At 55.4% G+C, this 21,575-nt stretch carries 16 protein-coding genes and 1 rRNA gene; 6 read left to right on the top strand and 11 right to left on the bottom strand.

What is annotated here, in order from left to right:
• Positions 1-80: 80 nt before the first annotated feature.
• From JOE25_RS16455 to JOE25_RS16435, 5 genes are read right to left on the bottom strand one after another with little or no spacing between them, the layout of a single operon-like run.
• On the bottom strand, positions 81-1,073 hold the full coding sequence (locus JOE25_RS16455) for an ABC transporter ATP-binding protein (RefSeq protein WP_209636968.1): 993 nt from the start codon (positions 1,071-1,073) through the stop codon (positions 81-83).
• 4 nt (positions 1,074-1,077) lie between these two features.
• On the bottom strand, positions 1,078-1,863 hold the full coding sequence (locus JOE25_RS16450) for an ABC transporter permease (RefSeq protein WP_209636966.1): 786 nt from the start codon (positions 1,861-1,863) through the stop codon (positions 1,078-1,080).
• A 17-nt stretch (positions 1,864-1,880) separates the two neighbouring features.
• Positions 1,881-2,720 carry an ABC transporter permease subunit gene (locus JOE25_RS16445; protein ID WP_209636964.1) on the bottom strand — a complete coding sequence of 280 codons (840 nt, stop codon included), beginning with the start codon at positions 2,718-2,720 and terminating at the stop codon, positions 1,881-1,883.
• Between the two features lie 11 nt (positions 2,721-2,731).
• Positions 2,732-3,529 (bottom strand): alkaline phosphatase family protein, encoded by a 798-nt coding sequence (locus tag JOE25_RS16440; RefSeq protein WP_209636962.1) that lies wholly within the window; start codon positions 3,527-3,529, stop codon positions 2,732-2,734.
• Between the two features lie 11 nt (positions 3,530-3,540).
• The gene (locus tag JOE25_RS16435; RefSeq protein ID WP_209636960.1) at positions 3,541-4,602 is read right to left on the bottom strand and encodes an ABC transporter substrate-binding protein; all 1,062 of its coding nucleotides are present in this window, start codon (positions 4,600-4,602) and stop codon (positions 3,541-3,543) included.
• Between the two features lie 305 nt (positions 4,603-4,907).
• On the opposite strand from JOE25_RS16435, the gene JOE25_RS16430 reads away from it, so the two are divergent.
• On the top strand, positions 4,908-5,618 hold the full coding sequence (locus JOE25_RS16430) for a UTRA domain-containing protein (RefSeq protein WP_209636958.1): 711 nt from the start codon (positions 4,908-4,910) through the stop codon (positions 5,616-5,618).
• 36 nt (positions 5,619-5,654) lie between these two features.
• Here JOE25_RS16430 and metH read toward each other — a convergent pair whose 3' ends face one another.
• The gene (gene metH / locus JOE25_RS16425; RefSeq protein ID WP_209636956.1) at positions 5,655-9,335 is read right to left on the bottom strand and encodes a methionine synthase; all 3,681 of its coding nucleotides are present in this window, start codon (positions 9,333-9,335) and stop codon (positions 5,655-5,657) included.
• A 257-nt stretch (positions 9,336-9,592) separates the two neighbouring features.
• On the opposite strand from metH, the gene iclR reads away from it, so the two are divergent.
• From iclR to JOE25_RS16400, 5 genes are all read left to right on the top strand, one after another.
• A complete protein-coding gene (gene iclR, locus JOE25_RS16420; protein WP_209636954.1) occupies positions 9,593-10,423 on the top strand; it encodes a glyoxylate bypass operon transcriptional repressor IclR in 831 nt (276 codons plus the stop codon).
• Positions 10,424-10,667: 244 nt separating this feature from the next.
• Positions 10,668-11,207: a gluconokinase gene (gene gntK / locus JOE25_RS16415; RefSeq protein ID WP_209636952.1), complete on the top strand. Its 540-nt coding sequence runs from the start codon at positions 10,668-10,670 to the stop codon at positions 11,205-11,207.
• The gene (gene gntU, locus JOE25_RS16410; RefSeq protein ID WP_209636950.1) at positions 11,204-12,541 is read left to right on the top strand and encodes a gluconate transporter; all 1,338 of its coding nucleotides are present in this window, start codon (positions 11,204-11,206) and stop codon (positions 12,539-12,541) included. Before gntK ends, gntU begins: the two co-directional genes overlap by 4 nt.
• A 103-nt stretch (positions 12,542-12,644) precedes the next feature.
• The gene (gene edd, locus JOE25_RS16405) at positions 12,645-14,459 is read left to right on the top strand and encodes a phosphogluconate dehydratase (protein WP_209636949.1); all 1,815 of its coding nucleotides are present in this window, start codon (positions 12,645-12,647) and stop codon (positions 14,457-14,459) included.
• 55 nt (positions 14,460-14,514) lie between these two features.
• A complete protein-coding gene (locus JOE25_RS16400; RefSeq protein ID WP_209636947.1) occupies positions 14,515-15,156 on the top strand; it encodes a bifunctional 4-hydroxy-2-oxoglutarate aldolase/2-dehydro-3-deoxy-phosphogluconate aldolase in 642 nt (213 codons plus the stop codon).
• A 31-nt stretch (positions 15,157-15,187) separates the two neighbouring features.
• Here JOE25_RS16400 and aceK read toward each other — a convergent pair whose 3' ends face one another.
• The 5 genes from aceK to rrf all read right to left on the bottom strand — a co-directional run.
• Positions 15,188-16,942 carry a bifunctional isocitrate dehydrogenase kinase/phosphatase gene (gene aceK, locus JOE25_RS16395; RefSeq protein ID WP_209636945.1) on the bottom strand — a complete coding sequence of 585 codons (1,755 nt, stop codon included), beginning with the start codon at positions 16,940-16,942 and terminating at the stop codon, positions 15,188-15,190.
• Positions 16,943-17,012: 70 nt separating this feature from the next.
• Complete coding sequence (aceA, locus tag JOE25_RS16390; RefSeq protein ID WP_209636943.1) at positions 17,013-18,320, bottom strand: isocitrate lyase; 1,308 nt, start codon at positions 18,318-18,320, stop codon at positions 17,013-17,015.
• 46 nt (positions 18,321-18,366) lie between these two features.
• Complete coding sequence (gene aceB, locus JOE25_RS16385; protein WP_209636941.1) at positions 18,367-19,965, bottom strand: malate synthase A; 1,599 nt, start codon at positions 19,963-19,965, stop codon at positions 18,367-18,369.
• A gap of 386 nt (positions 19,966-20,351) precedes the next feature.
• Complete coding sequence (metA, locus tag JOE25_RS16380; RefSeq protein WP_209636939.1) at positions 20,352-21,281, bottom strand: homoserine O-succinyltransferase; 930 nt, start codon at positions 21,279-21,281, stop codon at positions 20,352-20,354.
• Between the two features lie 196 nt (positions 21,282-21,477).
• Positions 21,478-21,575, bottom strand: a 5S ribosomal RNA gene (gene rrf, locus JOE25_RS16375); the annotation flags it as partial.

The raw sequence follows: 21,575 nt of genomic DNA, 5'->3' as shown, positions 1-21,575 counted from the left end.
AACAGGCTGCAGACCGCTATTGGAGGGTTAACGCAACGGCAGGAATTACCCTGGAGTTATCATTGAATGCCGCAGCGATGTCATGCAACTTCCCGTAATGTAACAGTTTCTAAGTGTAGCCCAATTTCGCTGCCGTCAGCATGCAAATCAGCGACTGAACGGTTAAGCACGTCCACCAGCAGCTCAACACCACGCACCTGCACGCGATAACGTACTACATTGCCCAGCAGGCTGTGGTTCAGGATAACCGCAGCAATTCCCTGCCCTGCTGGGAGTATGCCAATGGACTCTGGGCGAACAGCCACCTTACCGTGATATGCGCTGCCGGTCAAAACAGACGCCTGTTCAGCACTTAACACATTGTAATTGCCGATGAATCCGGCGGCAAAGACATCGGCCGGCTGGGTATACAGGGTTTCCGCATCGCCGCTTTGCACAATTTGCCCTTTGTTCATCAGCACAATGCGATCCGACAGCGTTAACGCCTCCTCCTGATCGTGGGTGACGAAGATCGCCGTCAGGTTCAGTTCGCGCTGGATCCGGCGGATCTGTTCACGCAGATGTTTACGGATCCTGGCATCCAGCGCCGAGAGTGGCTCATCGAGCAACAACAACCGCGGGCGCGTCACCAGCGAGCGCGCCAGTGCCACCCTTTGGCACTGGCCACCGGAAAGCTGATGTGGATAACGCTTGGCCAGCTCGGTCAACTCCACCAACGCCAGGACTTCCTGCACCCGCTGTTGGATCTGCGCACCGCCCAATTTTTGCATCTTCAGGCCAAACGCCACATTGCCTTCAACAGTCATGTTCGGAAACAACGCGTAGCTTTGGAACACCATGCCAATACCGCGTTTTTGCGGCGGCACCGGCACCAGATCCTGACCTTGCAGCACTATCTGTCCGCTATCGACTGACGTCAGCCCCGCCAGGCAGCGCAGTAGCGTGGATTTGCCGCAGCCGCTCGGCCCGAGCAGGGTGACAAATTCCCCTTCCTCAGCGGTGAAGTCGATATCTTGAAACACCTGGGTTTGGCCGTAGTGTTTGTTAAGTCGGGTGACGTTGAGATAAGCCATGCGGTTAACCCTTAGTTTTATTCAGTAAATTCGCCAACCAGGTAACAATCAGCACCACGGCGAAATAAGAAATGACCAGTGCGCTGGTAAAATGGCCGCTGCCGTTACGCATGTTATAGAGGTAGACCTGCAGCGTTTCATATTGGCTACCCACCAGCAGGTTGGCGAAAACAAATTCGCCAATCAGGAAAGAGAACGACAGCAAAACGGCAATCATGCCGCCCTTGCGCAGATTAGGCAGCACCACCAACAGTGCGGCTTGCCAGGTGCTGGCGCCTAGCAGATGTGCAGCATCCATCAGATCCCGTAGGTTAATCGCCTGCATGTTGTTGCTGATAGCACGGTAAATAAACGGCAGCGCAATGGCGAAGTAGCAACCGATCAGGATCCACGGCGTTCCTAACAACGGCAGCGGATCGGTGGCAAACAGTTGCATCAACCCCACCGCGGACACCACCGGCGGGACAGCGAACGGCAGCAGAATCAGCACGTTCATCACGGCATCCAATTTTGGGAAGTAGTAAGCAATAACGAACATCATCGGCAATATCACTGCCACCGCCAGCACCAGGGTGCCGAAACAAATCAATAGCGAATGCCACAACGCCAGCAAGAAGCGCGGATCGCTCCATAGCGCGACCAGCCATTTCAGGGTCAAACCGTCCGGCAGGATGGTGGCGCCCCATTGGGTAGCCAGTGCGTAAATCAGCGTCGCCGCCAGCGGCAACAGCAGGATCAGCAGCAGTAAGCTGCTCACCACGCGGTGATAACCGGTTTCAAAACGGGACATGTCGGCCCTCCAGAACGTTATGAGCGTGCATTGAGGTAGCTCCGACGTAATAGCCATTGGTGAATCAAGGTGATGAACGCCATCATCGCCACCAACAGCATCGCCAGCGCACTGGCCAGATTAGGATCAAGGGAAATATCCCCCGCGACCAATGCCGAAATACGGATCGGAATCACGTTGAAATTACCGGTGGTCAGCGCGTATACCGTGGCATAAGCGCCCAGCGCATTCGCCAGCAGAATGACAAAGGTGCCCATCAACGCCGGTGCCAGCACGGGCAGGCCAATATGTCGCCAATAGCGCCACGGGCTGGCCCCCAGCAACGACGCTGATTCACGCCAGTCTTCGCGCAATGCGTCGAATGCCGGGTACAGCAGCAGCACGCCCAACGGGATCTGGAAGTAGGTGTAAAGCACGATAAGCCCGGTTTTGGAGTAAAGGTTAAACCCCTCCATCAAACCGTATTTACGGAGTAACAACGTCAGGCAGCCATTTAGCCCCAGCAGAATGACAAAGGCGAACGCCAGCGGCACGCCCGCAAAGTTGCTGGTCATGTTAGTGAACGACATCACGAAGTCATGAAATCGGGTCTGGCCCAGCTGGCGCAGTGAGTAACTGCCAACTAATGCAATCAGCAGTCCGTAAACGCTCGACCAGAGGGAAATCTCCAGCGAGAACTGAAACGCCTGCAAATAGAACGGCGAGGTCAGCACATCAACATAGTTGCCCAGCCCCCAGCCACTGCTCTGGCTGAAAAAACTGTTGACCGCAATCCATACCAGCGGTGCGATTTGGAACGCGCCGAACAACAGGATGAACGGCAGCAAGCACAGCGCGGCAATCCACTTAGCTTTCATGTTATTCGCCCTTATACCAACAACGCACGGCAACGCGGCTTGTCGTGTGTCACTTGCAGCACCTCACACAGCGTGCCACACAGGTCGGTTTGCTGCGGGTTGGCATCGTTCTGGCTGAATGCACTGCCAAAGACAAACAGCGGCACCTGGCGCTCTTCGGGCAAAACACCGCCGTGGCTGCGGTCATCATTCATGCCGTGATCGGCGGTGATCATCACCTGATAATCGTCGGCTAACCAGCCTGCCAAATAGCGCGACAGCACGCCGTCGGCATTGCGGGCCGAATTGCGGTATTGCGGTGAAGACAGACCAAAGCGATGGCCTGCGTCGTCGATGTTCATCGGGTGAATCAGCAAAAAGTCGGGTTGATGGCGGAGGCGTAAGCTTTCGGCGTCATCAAACAGATGGGAATCCGGGTAGCGATCGTCATAATAAAAATGGCCGTGCTGGATCGGTAATTCAGCATCGTCGGTATGGCGATCGCGCGCGGCGTCGAACGGGGTACGGTTATATAACTCACTGAACCAATGGTAGGCGGCCGCAGCGGTCGTCAGGCCAGCAGCACGCGCATAGTGGAACACGCTTTGCTGGTGCGACAAACGCGACACCTGGTTATGCACGACACCGCTCTCCACCGGCGGCACGCCGGTGAGGATGCATTCATACAGCGGTCGGGAGAGCGAGGGTAACTCGCTCTCCACTTGATACAACCGTCCACGTCCTGCCGCACATTCGGCCTGCAGATAACCCATAGCGTCATGCGCCACCTGGTAGTTCAGACCGTCCAACAGCACGAGGATCGTTTTCATGATGGCTTAACTCACTGCTGCATAAACATAATGACATTTTCCTGCCACTGACGCGGCAGCGTTTTCGCGCTTTGTTCCCAGGCAGCCGGATCGGCGATTGGGTGAGCGTTTTTATACTGTTCGGCTGGCAGCAGCTTGGCTTTTACATCGTCAGGCAGCGTCAGATGCTCCGCACGGATTGGTCGGGCATAACCACGCGCCAGGTTGATCTGGCCTGCATCAGAGAAAATGTATTCACGCGCCAGCTTGGCGGCGTTCGGGTGCTTGGCGTACTTGTTGATGATGGTGGTGTAGCCGGAAGTGATGGAGCCGTCAGACGGGATCAGCACTTCAAAACGGGTCTTGTCGATCTGATCGCGGTAATTCAGACCGTTAAAGTCCCATACCACGCCAACCTGCACTTCACCTTTTTCCAGCGAGGCGATCACGGGGTTAGTCAGGCTCAAACGCCCTGCCTTGGCCAGCTTGCCGAAGAATTCCAGGCCCGGCTTCAGGTTCTTCTCATTACCGCCCATGGCATAGGTAGCCGCCAGCACGCCGCTAGCCGCCTGCGAGGCAGTGCCGACATCACCGATAGTGACCTGATAAGTGCCCTTCAGCAGATCGGCCCAGCTGTGCGGGATCTCTTTTACTTGTTGTTTGTTGATAATAAAGGCGATGGTGCCCGTGTAGGCCAGCGCCCAGTGGCCATCCTTGTCCTTCGCCCAGGCCGGTACCTGATCCCAGGTGGAGGGTTTGTACGGCTGCGTCACCCCTTTCTGGACCGCAATCGGACCGAATGCCGCGCCCACATCACCAATATCCGCAGTGGCGTTGCCCTTCTCTGCATCGAACTTGGCGATTTCCTGCGCTGAACTCATGTCGGTATCGACATGCTTCAGGCCATATTTGCTCAACAAGTCTTGCCAGGTGCCTTTCCAGTTTGCCCAGCTGTCCGGCATGCCGACACTGTTAACTTCACCTTCTTTCTTGGCTGCCTGCTCCAACGCCGCCAGATCGGTATCTGCGGCCCAGCTCATCTGGCTGGTCAGTACAATGGCACTGCTTAACACAGAAGCGCACAAACGTTTCATAACTGATGCTCCGGGTGGTAGTGTGTAGAGGCGCTGGACTAGTCCAGCAAGAACCAAGCCAATCTAACGGACGAATGTGATAATTATATGTCAGTCTAAAAAAGCAGCATTTTTATCGCATCTAGCGCGTCCCGGAGCCTGTCGTTGGTCAACCTTTAGCGGGGCATACCCTATGAACGTCAAGTTGCGGCCAGGCGCCCAGATCACTCGTCCCCAGGCGCTTACTTTAGTCAGTCAATGGGGTAAGCGACGCTGCAGCTTGAAAGTCGACGGGTATAAACGCACTGAAATGGGGCATCTGTGGCATGAGTGAAGGAACAACAACCGTGGCAGCCATTTGCCAGACACTGGCTGCCCGTATCGCCGAGGGGGAATTCAACGCCGGTGGCAAACTGCCTTCTGAGCGCACCCTGAGCGAACAGTTCTCCACCACCCGCATCACCTTGCAGGAAGCGCTCAGCCAGTTGGAGGCTCAGGGTGTCATTTACCGTCAGGTCAGGCGCGGCTGGTTTATCTCGCCGCCCCGGCTGGTGTATAACCCCTTACAGCGCAGTCATTTTCATGCCATGGCACAGCAGCAGGGGCGTGATGCCCATACAGAGGTTATCGACACCGCCACCGTGCCGCTGTGCGCTGCCTTGAGTCAAAAGCTCACTTTGCCGGCCGGCACCGAGGTTTACCGTATTCGTCGGCTACGCTATATCGACGGCCGCGCGGTGTTGTACTGCGAGCATTACCTTAATCCCGCCTACTTTGCCGGTATTTTGGACGAAGACTTAACCCAGTCGCTCACAGGGCTGTATGCCGAGCGCTATGGGATTCGTTATGGGCGAGTCCGTTTCGATATGCTGCCGACACTGCTGCCACAGGAAGCGGCAGAAATGCTCAAAGTGACCTACGGCAGCCCGGCGCTGTTTATTACCCGGGTTAACCGCGATCAGCACGACCGGGTGATTGATTGTGATTTGGAGTATTGGCGTTACGACGCGCTGCACATTGACGTGGAAGCGCAATGACAGGGGCGCGAACCGCGCCCCCAAAGAGAAGATGAATCAGTCGGCGTCGTAGCCAAGGTTAGGCGCTAACCAGCGTTCAACCTCACTGACGCTCATGCCTTTACGCGTCGCGTAATCCTCTACCTGATCGCGTTGGATCTGCGCCACCGCAAAATACTTGCTCTGCGGATGACTGAAATACCAACCAGACACGGCTGCCCCTGGCCACATGGCGAAAGATTCGGTCAGCACCATACCGGTATGGCGGTTAACGTCCAGCAAGCGCCAAATTTCCGCTTTTTCGGTGTGCTCCGGACAGGCCGGATAACCCGGCGCCGGACGGATACCCTGATAATTTTCGCGGATCAGCTCTTCATTGCTCAGGTTTTCTTCGGTAGCAAAACCCCAGTGCAGCTTACGCACCTGTTCATGCAGGTATTCAGCAAACGCCTCCGCCAGGCGATCCGACAATGCTTTCACCATGATTTTGTTGTAATCATCGTGTTGTGCATCATAGGCCGCCGCCAGCTCATCTTCCTCCAGCCCCCCCGTCACGGCAAAAGCACCGAAGTAATCAGCCTTACCGCTGCTTTTCGGCGCGACAAAGTCAGCCAGGCAGTAGTTCGGGAAATCGGTTTTCTCCGTTTGCTGGCGCAGATGGCGGCTGACCACCAGCACCTCTTCGCGATTTTCGTCGCGATACACTTCAACGTCGTCACCAACCCGGTTCGCCGGGAACAGCCCGTACACACCGCGCGGGTTGAGGCTGCCATTAGCGGCCAGCATATCCAGCATCTGGTTGGCGTCGGCGAACAGCCGTTTGGCCTCTTCGCCCACCACGTCATCTTCCAAAATCCGCGGATATTTACCCGCCAGCGACCAGGTCATGAAGAACGGTGTCCAGTCGATGTACTGGCGCAGCGTCTCGATACTGGCTTCGACCGGGTAGACGCCCAACTGCTTCGGTACTGGCGGCTGATAGTTTTCCCAGTCCAACACCATGGCGTTATCGCGCGCTTTCTGCAGATCAACCGGCGGGGTGCGCGGTTTTTTACGTGCGTGCTGAATGCGCACGGTTTCATATTCTTTACGGGTTCGCGCCACAAAATCGTCGCGCTGTGTGTCGGAAAGCAATGCCGACACCACGCCCACGGTACGGGATGCGTTCTGCACGTAAGTCGTCGAGCCGCTGTAGTTCTGCTCGATCTTGACGGCGGTATGCGCCTTGGAGGTCGTCGCACCGCCGATCAGCAACGGCAGAGTGAAACCCTGACGCTCCATTTCTTTCGCCACGTTGACCATCTCGTCCAACGACGGCGTGATCAACCCGGATAAGCCGATGATGTCCACGTTCTGCTCACGCGCAGTCTTCAGGATTTTCTCCGTCGGCACCATCACGCCCAGATCGACAATTTCGTAGTTGTTGCACTGCAGCACCACGCCAACGATGTTTTTACCGATGTCGTGCACGTCGCCCTTCACCGTCGCCAGCAGGATTTTTCCCGCCGTAGAGCCTTTCTGCTTGCTGGCCTCAATGTAGGGTTCCAGATAGGCCACCGCCTGTTTCATTACGCGAGCGGACTTCACCACCTGCGGCAGGAACATTTTGCCTTCGCCGAACAGATCGCCAACCACGTTCATGCCCGCCATCAGCGGCCCTTCGATCACTTCGATCGGACGATCCGCCCGCTGCCGGGCTTCTTCGGTATCCAGCTCGATAAACTCGGTGATACCTTTCACCAGCGAGTATTCCAGCCGTTTTTCTACTGCCCAACCGCGCCATTCCGCCTGCTGCACCGCCACGTCGTTATCTTTGCTGCCACGGTATTTTTCCGCCAGTTCCAGCAAGCGTTCGGTCCCGTCGTCGCGGCGGTTGAGGATCACATCTTCTACCGCATCACGCAGCTCGGCAGTCAGATCATCGTAGATCGCCAGTTGTCCTGCGTTAACAATCCCCATGTCCATACCATTGCGGATCGCGTGGTACAGGAATACCGCGTGGATCGCTTCACGCACCGGATCATTGCCGCGGAATGAAAACGACACGTTGGACACGCCGCCGGAAATCATCGCATGCGGCAGGTGAGTCTTGATGTCGGCGCACGCTTCGATAAAGTCGACGGCATAGTTGTTATGCTCTTCGATACCGGTAGCGACGGCAAAAATGTTCGGGTCAAAAATAATGTCTTCCGGCGGGAAACCAACACGCTCGGTCAAAATCTTATAGGCACGGCGACAAATCTCGAATTTGCGCTCACGCGTATCGGCCTGACCCACTTCGTCAAACGCCATCACCACGACGGCAGCACCATAACGGCGTACCAGTTTGGCATGGTGAATAAAGGCCTCTTCGCCCTCTTTCATCGAGATAGAGTTAACGATACCTTTGCCCTGGATGCACTTCAGGCCCTTTTCGATCACTGACCATTTGGAGGAGTCGATCATGATCGGCACCCGGGCAATGTCCGGCTCGCCAGCGATCAGGTTAAGGAAACGCACCATTGCCGCTTCGGCGTCGAGCATCCCCTCATCCATGTTGATATCGATAATCTGAGCGCCGCTTTCCACCTGTTGACGGGCAACGGCCAGCGCTTCACTGTATTTTTCTTCTTTGATCAATCGCTTGAAGCGCGCTGAACCGGTGACGTTGGTACGCTCACCGACGTTGACGAACAACGTTTTGGCGTCGATGTTCAAGGGTTCGAGACCCGCCAGACGGCAAGCTACCGGGATCTCTGGCAGTTGGCGCGGCGGCACGCCCGCCACGGCCTTGACCATGGCGGCGATGTGCTCTGGCGTGGTCCCGCAGCAGCCGCCGATAATATTCAGGAAGCCGGCCTGCGCCCACTCGCCGACCTGTTTCGCCATCTCTTGCGCGTCCAGATCGTATTCACCGAACGCATTAGGTAAACCGGCGTTGGGGTGCGCAGTGACGTAGCTTTCCGAGATACGCGACAGTTCGGCAACGTATTGACGCAGTTCGTCCGGGCCCAACGCGCAGTTCAGACCAAAGCTCAGCGGCTTGACGTGGCGCATCGAGTTATAGAAGGCTTCGGTAGTCTGCCCGGACAGGGTACGGCCGGAGGCATCGGTGATGGTGCCGGAAATCATGATCGGCAGCGAGACACCCAGGGCTTCGAATTCGGTTTCCACCGCAAAGGCGGCAGCCTTGGCGTTCAGGGTATCGAAGATGGTTTCGATCATAATCAGATCGACGCCGCCTTCCACCAGCGCACGGGTCGATTCGCGGTAGGCGTCCACCAGTTCATCGAAAGAAACATTACGGAACGCCGGATCGTTAACGTTCGGAGAAATAGAGGCAGTGCGGTTGGTCGGGCCCAGTACCCCGGCCACATAGCGCGGTTGCTCTGGCGTGCGCGCAGTCCACTCATCAGCACAGGCACGTGCCAGGCAGGCGGCCTGATAGTTAATCTCGGCGGACAGCGACTCCATATGGTAGTCGGCCATCGCGATAGAAGTGGAGTTGAAGGTATTGGTTTCGAGAATGTCGGCCCCGGCTTCCAGGTAGCCGTAGTGAATGGCGGTGATCACGTCGGGCTTGGTCAACACCAGCAGGTCATTATTGCCTTTCAGATCGCTCTGCCAGTCGGCAAAACGCTCACCGCGAAAATCGCTCTCTTCCAGACGGTAGCTCTGGATCATGGTGCCCATGCCGCCGTCCAACACTAAAATGCGCTGCGCTAACTGCTGGCGCAGTTGTTCTACTCGATTAGTCACCCATGATCCCCTTTATCTTCCAGGCCACACTCTTTCACCGACACTCAAATGTTGCATACCCTATGGATTTCAAGTTGCGGCTTGAAAGACGACGGGTATCGACCATCCTAGCACAGCTTGTAGGGGCAAAGTGGCGCACGGCAATTGAGAGTTTTTCAGGTTGGCGGGTAACAGATCCGATGAGCAGATTGACGACTTGCAATTCATACGCAAAAAACGAAAATGAATTCCATCATACGGAAAAAGGAATGTGGATTATGGTCACCCCTGCTCCCGCCAAGCGTGGCAAAAAGCCCCGTGCTGCATCCCCGAGCGCCAGTGCGGCAACCGGCCAGGTGCAGTCGTTAACCCGTGGCCTGAAGTTATTGGAATACATTGCTGAAGCTCAGGGCAACGTCGCGTTAACCGATCTGGCTCAACAAGCCGGGTTACCCAACTCTACGACCCATCGGTTGCTCACCACCATGCAACAGCAAGGATTTGTAAGACAGGTCGGTGATTTAGGCCTGTGGACCCTCGGTTCTCATGCCTTTGTCGTTGGCAGCAGCTTCTTGCAGAGCCGCAATCTCTTGGCCATGGTGCACCCAACGCTACGCCGCCTGATGGAAGAGTCCGGCGAAACCGTCAACCTGGCCGTGCTGGATACCAGTGAGTACCAGGCGATTATTATCGATCAGGTTCAATGCACCGCGCTGATGCGTATGTCCGCGCCGATCGGCGGAAAACTGCCGATGCACGCTTCCGGTGCCGGCAAAGCCTTTCTTTCTACCCTGCCGGATGAGCAGGTCACCCAACTGCTGCATAAGAAAGGTATGCAAACCTATACTCAGCACACCCTGACACCGCACAACCTGAAGGAAGGGTTGGCGCAAATCCGCAAACAAGGCTTTTCGTTTGACGACGAAGAACATGCACTCGGCCTGCGTTGCGTGGCAGCCTGCATCTTCGATGAACATCGCGAGGCCTTTGCCGCTATCTCTATTTCCGGTCCGGTGTCACGCATCACCGACAACCGGGTGATCGAGCTGGGCGCATTGGTGATCCACGCAGCAAAAGAAATCAGCCTGGAGTATGGTGGCGTACGTTAAGCCTCAATCCCGGCACTGGGCGCAAACTCTGCGCCCATGATTTTCTCGTTGTTGTCAGCATGTAAAACGCTGCCCCGATCCTGTTTCTCTCGCCCAGTAAAAACTTGAAGCCGATCACAGTTAACGATCCTGCCTGTTAAAGGCGATTGCAACTGGCGAAACTTCCTCCGACAATGTTACCGATAACATGTTACCGGTAACAACAAGCGCGCGGTAACGCCACGTGTCGTTTTGGAGCTAAGCCATGACCAATAATCAAAACCGTATTTACGTCATTATGGGCGTTTCCGGCAGCGGTAAGTCCGCCGTGGCCGCCGCCGCCGCCCGCCAGCTGTCTGCCGGGTTCCTCGACGGTGATTTTCTGCACCCCCGCAGCAACATCCTAAAAATGGCCGCTGGCGAACCACTCAACGATGACGACCGTGCCCCCTGGCTGGCCGCACTCAACGACGCCGCTTTCGCCATGCAACGCACGAATAATGTTTCGGTTATCGTCTGTTCAGCGCTGAAAAAACACTACCGCGATCGCCTGCGCGCCGGTAATGGCAATTTGTCGTTCATCTACTTGCACGGTGATTTCCCGGTTATCGAAGCCCGTCTGGCGGCCCGTAATGGCCACTTCTTTAAACCACAGATGCTGGTGACACAGTTTGCCGCGTTGGAACAGCCGGGGGCCGACGAGAGCGACGTCATGTCCGTCGACATCAACCAACCCCTGGAAGGCGTTATCGCCGATACCCTGAAGCACATTCAGAGCTTCCTGCCACAGGACGTTTGCGCGTGAATACTGTAACGCTGGTCGGTACTGCAGTCGGCTCGGTTCTTTTACTGCTGTTTTTGGTGATGAAGGCGCGCATGCACGCCTTCGTCGCGTTAATGCTGGTGTCTATTGCCGCGGGTATTTTCTCCGGCATGCCGCTGGACCGCATCGCCGATACCATGCAGAAAGGTATGGGCGATACGCTGGGCTTCCTGGCTATTGTCGTCGCGTTGGGCGCGATGTTCGGTAAGATACTGCATGAAGTCGGTGCGCTCGATCAAATTGCGGCACATTTGCTGAAACGTTTCGGCCAAAGTAAAGCCCATTACGCACTCGGCATTGCCGGATTGATCTGTGCCCTGCCGCTGTTTTTTGACGTAGCCGTGGTGCTACTGATCGGCATCGTGTTTGCCGTAGCGCGCCGCACCGACGGCAACATCGTTAAGCTGGCCATTCCCCTGTTTGCCGGCGTCGCCGCCGCCGCGTCATTCTTGCTGCCGGGGCCGGTACCGATGCTGCTGGCCTCACAAATGAAGGCCGACTTCGGCTGGATGATTGCCATCGGCCTGGTCGCCGCAGTCCTCGGCATGCTGATTGCAGGCCCATTATACGGCAGCTTTATCAGCCGTTACGTTAACTGGTCAATGCCGAAGGATGAAAACGAGCCGACGCTGAACACCGCCAACCTGCCGTCATTTGGCCTTAGTCTGGCGTTGGTTCTCTGCCCACTGGTGTTGGTCGGTATGAAGACCATTGGTGCCCGTCTGGTAACGCCAGGCTCACAGTTACAACAGTGGCTGGAGTTTATTGGCCACCCGTTTACGGCCATTTTGATCGCCTGCCTGATTGTGATTTACGGCCTGGCAAAACCACGCGGTATGACCAACGAACAAACGCTGGCCATCTGCTCTGCGGCGGTGCAGCCTGCCGGGATCATCCTGCTGATGACGGGCGCTGGTGGCGTCTTCAAACAAATTTTGGTGGATTCCGGCGTTGGCCCTGCCTTGGGTGACGCCATGATCGGCACCGGCTTGCCGATCGCCGTGGCCGCTTTCGCGCTGTCCGCCATGGTACGCGTCATTCAAGGATCTGCCACCGTAGCCTGTTTGACCACTGTCGGCCTGGTGCTACCGGTAACCAGCCAATTGGACCTCGGCGGCGGGCAACTGGCCGCGTTGGCTATCTGTATTGCCGGCGGGTCTATCGTACTCAGCCACGTCAACGATGCCGGTTTCTGGTTGTTCGGTAAATTTACCGGCGCCAATGAGCTGCAAACGCTGAAAACCTGGACGGTGATGGAAACCATTCTGGGTAGCGTGGGTGGCATCATCGGCATGATTGCTTTCACGCTGTTTTAAATACCCACAACATCGCCCCCGGCCTTTGCACACCAGGGCTGCAATTCCACACCGGGGGCACCGCCACAGGCGGCATATATAACAATAGCCATGTGAGGAAGGTATGATCAATCCAATCCTGTCCCGTGTCACACAACGCATTATCGACCGTTCTAAACAGAGCCGCACCGCCTACCTGGCACGCATTGATGCAGCTCGCTCACACACCGTACACCGCGCACAACTGGCCTGCGGCAACCTGGCGCACGGCTTCGCTGCCTGCCAACCGGATGACAAAACCGCGCTGAAAAATATGGTGCGCAGCGATATCGCCATCATCACCGCCTATAACGATATGCTGTCCGCCCACCAGCCTTACGAAAACTATCCGCAACGGCTAAAGCAGGCATTGCATGCGGTAGGCGCGGTTGGTCAGGTGGCCGGTGGTGTTCCGGCAATGTGCGACGGTGTGACCCAGGGTCAGGATGGTATGGAGCTGTCGCTGATGAGCCGTGACGTGATCGCCATGTCCTCCGCCATCGGCCTGTCACACAATATGTTCGACGGCGCGTTGTTCCTCGGTATTTGCGACAAAATCGTGCCAGGCTTGGTGATGTCTGCCCTGTCCTTTGGTCATTTACCGTCGCTGTTTGTGCCAGCCGGCCCGATGAGCAGCGGCTTGCCGAACAAAGAGAAAGTGCGCGTACGCCAACTTTACGCCGAAGGCAAAGCCGATCGCCTGGCGTTGCTGGAGGCCGAGGCAGCGTCTTATCATGGCATCGGCACCTGTACCTTCTACGGCACCGCCAATACCAACCAAATGGTCATGGAAGTGATGGGGCTGCACCTGCCAGGAGCCTCCTTTGTTCACCCGGATACGCCACTGCGCAATGCACTCACCGATGCCGCTGCGCGTCAGGTGACCCGCCTGACCGAAACCGCAGGCAACTACCTGCCAATTGGCCAACTGGTGGATGAAAAAGTGGTGGTGAACGGCATTATTGCGCTACTGGCCACCGGCGGCTCTACTAACCTGACCATGCATATGGTGGCGATGGCTCGCGCCGCCGGCATTATCATTAACTGGGATGACTTCTCCGAGTTGTCAGACGCCGTGCCGCTGCTGTGCCGCATCTATCCGAATGGCCCGGCGGACATCAACCAATTCCAAGCCGCAGGCGGCGTCGCACTGGTGGTGCGCGAGCTGCTTAAGCACGGCCTGCTGCACGAGGACGTACACACCGTTGCCGGCTTTGGTCTACAGCGTTACACCCAAGAACCGTGGCTGGATAACGGCCAGTTGGCCTGGCGTGAAGGCGTGGATCATTCACTCGATACCCAAGTGATCGCCAGCATCGCCGAGCCTTTTGAACACCACGGCGGCACCAAGGTATTGGCCGGCAACCTTGGCCGAGCCGTCATGAAAACCTCGGCGGTCCCGGCAGACAACCAGATTATCGAAGCGCCGGCAGTCGTCTTTGAAAGCCAACATGACATCGTACCGGCGTTTGAAGCTGGCAAGTTGGATCGCGATTGCGTGGTGGTTGTCCGCTTCCAGGGGCCACAGGCCAATGGTATGCCCGAGTTGCACAAACTTATGCCGCCGCTTGGCGTGCTGATGGACCGCGGATTTAAAGTCGCGCTGGTCACCGATGGCCGCCTGTCCGGCGCTTCCGGCAAAGTCCCTTCTGCCATCCACGTGACCCCGGAAGCTTACACCGGCGGCATGCTCGCCAAGGTGCAAAACGGCGACGTGATCCGCGTGAACGGCCGCACCGGCGAATTGGCATTATTGGTCGATGCCGACATTTTGGCTAAGCGCGCCCCTTATCAGCCTGACCTAAGTGCGGAACATATCGGCTGTGGCCGTGAACTGTTCGGTGCCTTACGCAGCCAGCTTTCCGGTGCTGAACAAGGCGCCTGCTGCATTAAATTTTAACCCGTCGCATGGCCGTGTAGCCCAACGGCGGCGGTCAAACTGGAGAAAACCGTTAATGAACAATTGGAAAACAAGCGCAGAGCAGATCCTGATGTCAGGCCCAGTGGTACCGGTGATTGTCATCAACAAACTGGAGCACGCGGTGCCGTTGGCAAAAGCCCTGGTTGCCGGTGGCGTACGTGTATTGGAAGTGACGCTGCGCACCGCTTGCGCGATGGATGCGATTCGCGCCATTGCCAAAGAAGTACCAGACGCAATTATCGGGGCCGGTACCGTCATTAACGCGCAGCAGCTGCAGGAAGTGACCGACGCTGGCGCGCAGTTTGCCATCAGCCCGGGACTGACCGCCGATTTGCTGAAGGCAGCTACCGCGGGTTCGATCCCGTTAATTCCCGGCATCTGCACCGTCTCGGAACTGATGTTGGGCATGGACCACGGCCTGCGTGAGTTTAAATTCTTCCCGGCAGAAGCCAACGGGGGCGTAAAAGCACTGCAGGCGATCGGCGGCCCATTCCCACAGGTGCGCTTCTGTCCAACCGGCGGCATTTCACCGAGTAACTACCGTGACTACCTGGCGCTGAAAAGCGTGCTGTGCATCGGCGGTTCCTGGCTGGTGCCGGCAGATGCCTTAGAAAAAGGCGACTACGCACGCATCACCGAATTGGCACGTGCCGCCGTTGCAGGTGCGAAAGCCTAATCGTATCGGGCGCGGTATACCAACCGCGCCCTTAGGCCGTTGCCGATGTCGCGGGCAACGCCACACCGCTGCGTTGGCTGAAACGTCGTTTTTTGCGGTAAGCAAAGACGTCTTCCACATGGCCATCGCGAATACGTTGCTGTAGCCCGCGCCAATAGTTGGCCTCAAACAGATCGCTGTGCATCTCTTCAAACACCTGCCGGATACGGCGGTCGCCACACAGGAAATGCCTGAACTCCTCTGGAAACACATCATTCGGCGACACGCTATACCATGGCTCGTTAGCCAGCTCATCTTCCGGGTAACGCGGCGGCGGTATATCGCGGAAATTCACCTCAGTCATATAGCAAATCTCATCATAGTCATAGAACACCACCCGTCCGTGTCGGGTCACGCCGAAGTTCTTGAACAGCATATCGCCGGGAAAAATATTGGCGGCGGCCAATTGCTTGATCGCATTACCGTATTCTTCAATTGCGTCGCGCATCTGTTGCTCATTGGCCTGCTCAAGATACAAATTCAGCGGCGTCATGCGTCGTTCCATGTACAGGTGTTTGATCACGATGCGATCGCCCAGATCCTCCAGCTTGTCCGGCACTTCTCGTTGTAATTCGGCCAAGAGCTCCGGACTGAGACGCGCCTTGTCGACGATAAAATTTTCGTATTCCTGGGTATCGGCCATGCGCCCGACGCGGTCATGCTCTTTTACCAACTGATAGCAGGCCATGACCTGTGCCTGCGTGACCTCTTTTTGCGGCGCGAACTCGTCTTTGATCACCTTGAACACCCGATCAAACGACGGCAGGGTAAACACCAGCATCACCATACCTTTGACCCCAGGGGCAATAATGAACTGCTCTTGAGAACCCGCCATAAACGTCAGGTATTCGCGGTAACATTCTGTTTTTCCGTGTTTCTGGCAGCCGATGGCCATATACAGCTCGGCGGTCGTCTTACTCGGCAAGATCTCGCGCAACCATTCGACCATGGCGGCTGGCAGGGGGGCGTACACCATGAAATACGACCGGGCAAAACCAAACACGATGCTGGCTTCCGCCTTGCTGGTCAGGCAGGTATCGATAAACAATGCGCCGGAATCACTGTGATGAATCGGCAGCAGGAAAGGATAGACCCTGTCTGCCACACGCAGCTTCCCGACCAGCCACGCCGCCTTGTTACGATAAAACAACTCATTGGCAATCTGGAACGTTGCACCAGCCAATTGCTGTGCACTGAAGTTCTGCTGCAACGCGAGCGTAATGTAATCAATATCGCGCGATACGTTTTCCCACGGCAGTCGCAAAGGCAAATCGGTCAGCAGGGTATATAACATCTCCGACAGATCGCCATTGGCGGTGAAATCCCGTGAGAGAGGGCGCGGGATATCACGAAAGCGCCCTTCCGGCTGAGAACTGAACACAAACAGCTTTTCCGGCGTCAGATCTCGGTGCCTGAATAAACGGCAGTAGACTGAATTGAAGAAGCTTTCGGCAATCTCAAAGCGCGGGTACTCCGGCAGCAGATCGATATATACCGCTTTCACCCGACTCGGGAAATCCGCGTCAAAATACTTTTGCCCGGTGATGCATTTCAACTGCTCCACCACCAGACCCACATGATGGTCATACAGGTGGATACGCTTTTTCATCGCCAGCTGCACCGCCGGCCAATCAGCCCGTTCAAAACGCTGCTGCGCACCGGCAGTCACTTCCAGGAAGCGGCCATATTGTGCATCAAAGCCCTGTAGGATCGTCTGTGCGATCAACAGCTCCAGTTTTGCCGCCATCCTTACCTCCCGCCAGGAAACAGAGCCTGCATAAGCAGGCTCTGGGGTACCGATTATCAGCGTGACTGCATCAGAACTGCTGTTCTTCCGTCGAACCGGTCAATGCCGTTACCGAAGAAGCTCCGCCCTGAATAATGGTGGTCACCTTGTCGAAGTAACCGGTGCCCACTTCCTGTTGGTGTGAAGCAAAGGTATAACCGCGAGCCACGGCATCGAACTCCGGCTGTTGGACTTTCTCGACGTAGTGCTTCATGCCCTCGCCCTGTGCATAAGCGTGTGCCAGGTCAAACATGTTGAACCACATGCTGTGGATGCCCGCCAGCGTGATGAATTGGTACTTGTAGCCCATCGCCGACAGTTCCTGCTGGAAACGGGCGATAGTCTGATCGTCCAGATTCTTTTTCCAGTTGAATGACGGTGAACAGTTGTACGCCAACAGCTTTCCTGGGAATTTGGCATGAATTGCATCGGCAAAACGCTTGGCTGCTTCCAAATCCGGGGTCGAGGTTTCGCACCACACCAGATCAGCGTAGGGGCAGTACGCCAGACCACGGCTGATCGCTTGCTCAATGCCTGCATGGGTACGGAAGAAGCCTTCGGCGGTGCGTTCGCCGGACACGAACTCGCTGTCGTAAGGATCGCAGTCAGAGGTCAGCAAATCTGCGGCATCCGCATCAGTACGTGCGATGACCAGTGTCGGTACGCCGAGTACGTCTGCCGCCAAACGGGCAGCAACCAGTTTTTGGATCGCTTCCTGGGTTGGCACCAGCACTTTGCCGCCCATATGACCGCACTTCTTCACCGCGGCCAGTTGATCTTCAAAGTGAACCCCGGCAGCACCGGCTTCAATCATTGCTTTCATCAATTCAAAAGCATTCAGCACGCCACCAAAACCGGCTTCGGCATCGGCAACAATCGGCAGGAAATAGTCGGTGTAACCTTTGCTGCCCGGCTCAATTTTATTGGCCCACTGGATCTGATCCGCGCGGCGGAAGGTATTGTTGATCCGCTCAACCACTGCCGGGACAGAATCAACAGGATAGAGCGATTGGTCCGGGTACATTGCAGACGCGGTATTGGCATCCGCCGCCACCTGCCAGCCAGACAGGTAGATTGCCTCAATACCCGCCTTGGCCTGTTGCAGCGCCTGGCCGCCCGTCAACGCGCCCAGGCTGTTGACATAACCCTTGCGTGATTTACCGTGCAGTAGCTCCCACAGCTTGGCGGCACCGTTTTGTGCCAGTGTACAAGCCGGGTTAACCGAACCACGCAGATTAATGACATCTTCTGCACTGTACGGACGGGTGATACCTTCCCAGCGGGCCGATTTCCATTCCTGTTCCAGTTGTTGAATCTGTTGAGCACGAGAGGTAGACATAATTTTATCCTTTTCAATAATGTAGGGTTAATGGTCAGGAACAGATTTAGGCCAGGAGCTCATAGCCAGGTAACGTCAGGAAATCGATCAGCTCATCCGAAATCGTGATTGTCTCCATCAGGCGTGCGGCCTCGGTAAAACGCCCATGGCTAAAACGTTGCTCACCGAGTTCTTCTTGGATAACGAGAACTTCTTCGGCCAGCATCTGACGGAACAGTGCTTTAGTGACTAATTGCCCATTGCTGAGAGATTTTTCATGATGGATCCACTGCCAGATTGAGGTACGGGAAATTTCCGCCGTTGCCGCATCTTCCATCAGGCCGTAAATCGGTACGCAGCCATTGCCAGAGATCCAAGCTTCGATGTATTGCACCGCCACGCGGATATTGGCGCGCATGCCCGCTTCGGTTCGTTCACCCTCACAGGGTTCCAGCAACTGTGCAGCACTGATCGGCGCATCATTTTCACGCAGCACTTCCAATTGGTTACGGCGTTCGCCGAGCACCCGGCTGAACACGTCCATAACGGTATCTGCCAGCCCTGGATGCGCTACCCAGGTGCCATCATGGCCGTTATTGGCCTCCAGCTCTTTATCCGCCCGTACCTTATTCAACACCCAGGCATTCTTCTCGGCGTCTTTACTTGGGATAAACGCCGCCATGCCGCCCATCGCGAAAGCACCGCGCTTGTGGCAAGTCTTGATCAGCAACCGGGAATAGGCGCTGAGGAATGATTTGTCCATGGTGACCGACTGACGATCCGGCAATACCCGGTCAGCATGATTTTTCAACGTTTTGATATAGCTGAAGATGTAATCCCAGCGGCCACAGTTCAGCCCAACAATATGATCTCGCAGGTGATACAGGATCTCGTCCATTTGGAACACCGCGGGCAAGGTTTCGATCAGCACCGTCGCCTTAATGGTGCCACGCGGCAGATCAAAACGATCTTCGGTAAAGCTGAAGACCTCACTCCACCAAGCCGCTTCCTGCCAAGACTGGGTTTTTGGCAGATAGAAATAAGGGCCGCTGCCTTTGGCCAGCAATTGACGATAGTTGTGGAAGAAATACAGCGCGAAGTCGAACAGGCCACCGGGAATGGCTTCCCCCTGCCACAGCACGTGTTTTTCCGGCAGGTGCAAACCACGCACTCGGGCAATCAAGACCGCAGGGTTAGGCTTCAGCTGATAAATTTTTCCCGCGTCGTTGGTATAAGAGATGGTGCCGTTCACCGCGTCATGAAGATTGATTTGGCCATCGATCACTTTGTCCCAGCTTGGCGCCAGTGAGTCTTCAAAGTCCGCCATAAATACCTTCACATTGGCATTCAGGGCGTTGATTACCATCTTGCGTTCAACCGGACCGGTGATCTCGACCCGACGGTCGCGCAGATCCTCGGGTATACCGCGGATCTTCCACTCACCATTACGAATGGAATCAGTTTCCGAAATGAAACCCGGGAGTTCGCCTTGATCGATCTTTTGTTGCCAGCAGGCGCGCGCAGCCAAAAGCTTGTTGCGCTGTGGAGTAAACTTACTCACCAGTTCCGCCAGGAATTCGACCGCGTCATCCGTCAACACCTGCCGCTCAGCAGCGCCAAAACCCTGCGTAAACGTTAACTCCGTGCCTACTATCTGTTGCGTCATTGTCTTGCTCCTTCCCATCATTACGCACCGTTGCTGTAAGCCAAGACGGCGCATCTTCATCAGAAATCAGTACGGATCAGGACGAATAAAAGGATCCTCAACTGGTCAGACGTCTTCTTTCTGGATCTAAGAATACTCAACTATAAATAAAAATCAAAAACGATTTCCATTTTATTATTAAATATTTTATTAACCTTTCATTATCAATCGGTTAATAAAAACAACAACAATACTGAGTAAGGAAACCGGTTCCATTAGTGTAGAAAGCCAGGGTTAATTGCTTGTTATAGAATGGTTTTTTCTGGAATTGGGAAGATATAAAGGAAGATTTTTCGGGTAGGCATGACGTCGGCGGCCTCGATTCAGCCGCCGATAAGAAAGAAGTGTTACTCGAGGGTCGGGTTCATATGACGCAGATCGTACGGGGTGATCTGGTAAACATAGTAGTTGAGCCAGTTAGTGAACAACAGGTGTCCATGGCTGCGCCAAGAGGCTTTTGGTGTGAGTTCGGGGTTGTCGTCGGGGAAGTAATTCAGTGGCACAACAGGATCAAGACCGGCTTCGTTATCACGACAATACTCGCCAGCCAGCGTTAAAGCATCATATTCCGGATGACCGGTTACAAATGCCAGTCGTTTATCCTTGCTGGCAAATAAGTAAGCCCCGGTTTGCTCCGACTCTGCCAAGATATCCAGATCCGTGTACTGACGAATAATTTCCGTCGGGAAATCCGCATAGCGTGAATGCGGTGCCAGGAAGGTGTCATCAAAGCCACGGGTCAGCAGCGCATGTTGTTGCAGTGTTTGATGCTGATAAACACCAGAGAGCTTTACCTCTCTCGTCATCTTCGGGATACCGTACAGAATATTCAATGCGGCCTGGACTGCCCAACACACGAACAATGTGGACGTCACATGGTTCTTTGCCCAATCGATAACCCGTTCAATCTGGGGCCAATAGGCCACGTCACAAAAATCAACCAGTCCTAACGGGGCCCCCGTCACTATCAGACCATCAAAGTTCTCATCCTGAATGTCTTCAAAATCACAGTAAAAATTGTTCAGATGCTCGGCAGGCGTGTTCTTCGATTCACGGCTGTCGACACGTAACAACTGAATGTCAATTTGCAGCGAAGAGTTGGAAAGCAGGCGTAAAAACTGATTTTCCGTCTCGATTTTCTTTGGCATCAGGTTAAGGATCAGCACTTTCAACGGCCTGATTTCCTGGTTTTTTGCCCGTGAGGATGTCATCACAAAGACATTCTCATTGCGCAAGAAACTAACCGCAGGTAACTCATCAGGAACACGAATCGGCATTGCTTAATCCTCACACATCCGTTTAAACGTTTAGACTTCTAGATGCCCGAAGATAACGCTTTTTTAGCACAAAGTCGAGTCTTCAACGGGAAGGTGAAAATGTTTCATTGCATGGGAAGAGGCGGGGAAACGTATATTTTTGGTTGATACAAAGCAAAAAGGCCATCCTTGCGGATGGCCTCTTGGCTTAATTGATGCTTGGCAGTGTCCTACTCTCGCATGGGGAGACCCCACACTACCATCGGCGCTACGGCGTTTCACTTCTGAGTTCGGCATGGGGTCAGGTGGGACCAC

The organism is Serratia sp. PL17, assembly GCF_017832355.1.
In the GTDB taxonomy this organism is placed as follows: Bacteria; Pseudomonadota; Gammaproteobacteria; order Enterobacterales; family Enterobacteriaceae; genus Serratia.
This window is presented reverse-complemented; position numbering and strand designations above follow the sequence as displayed.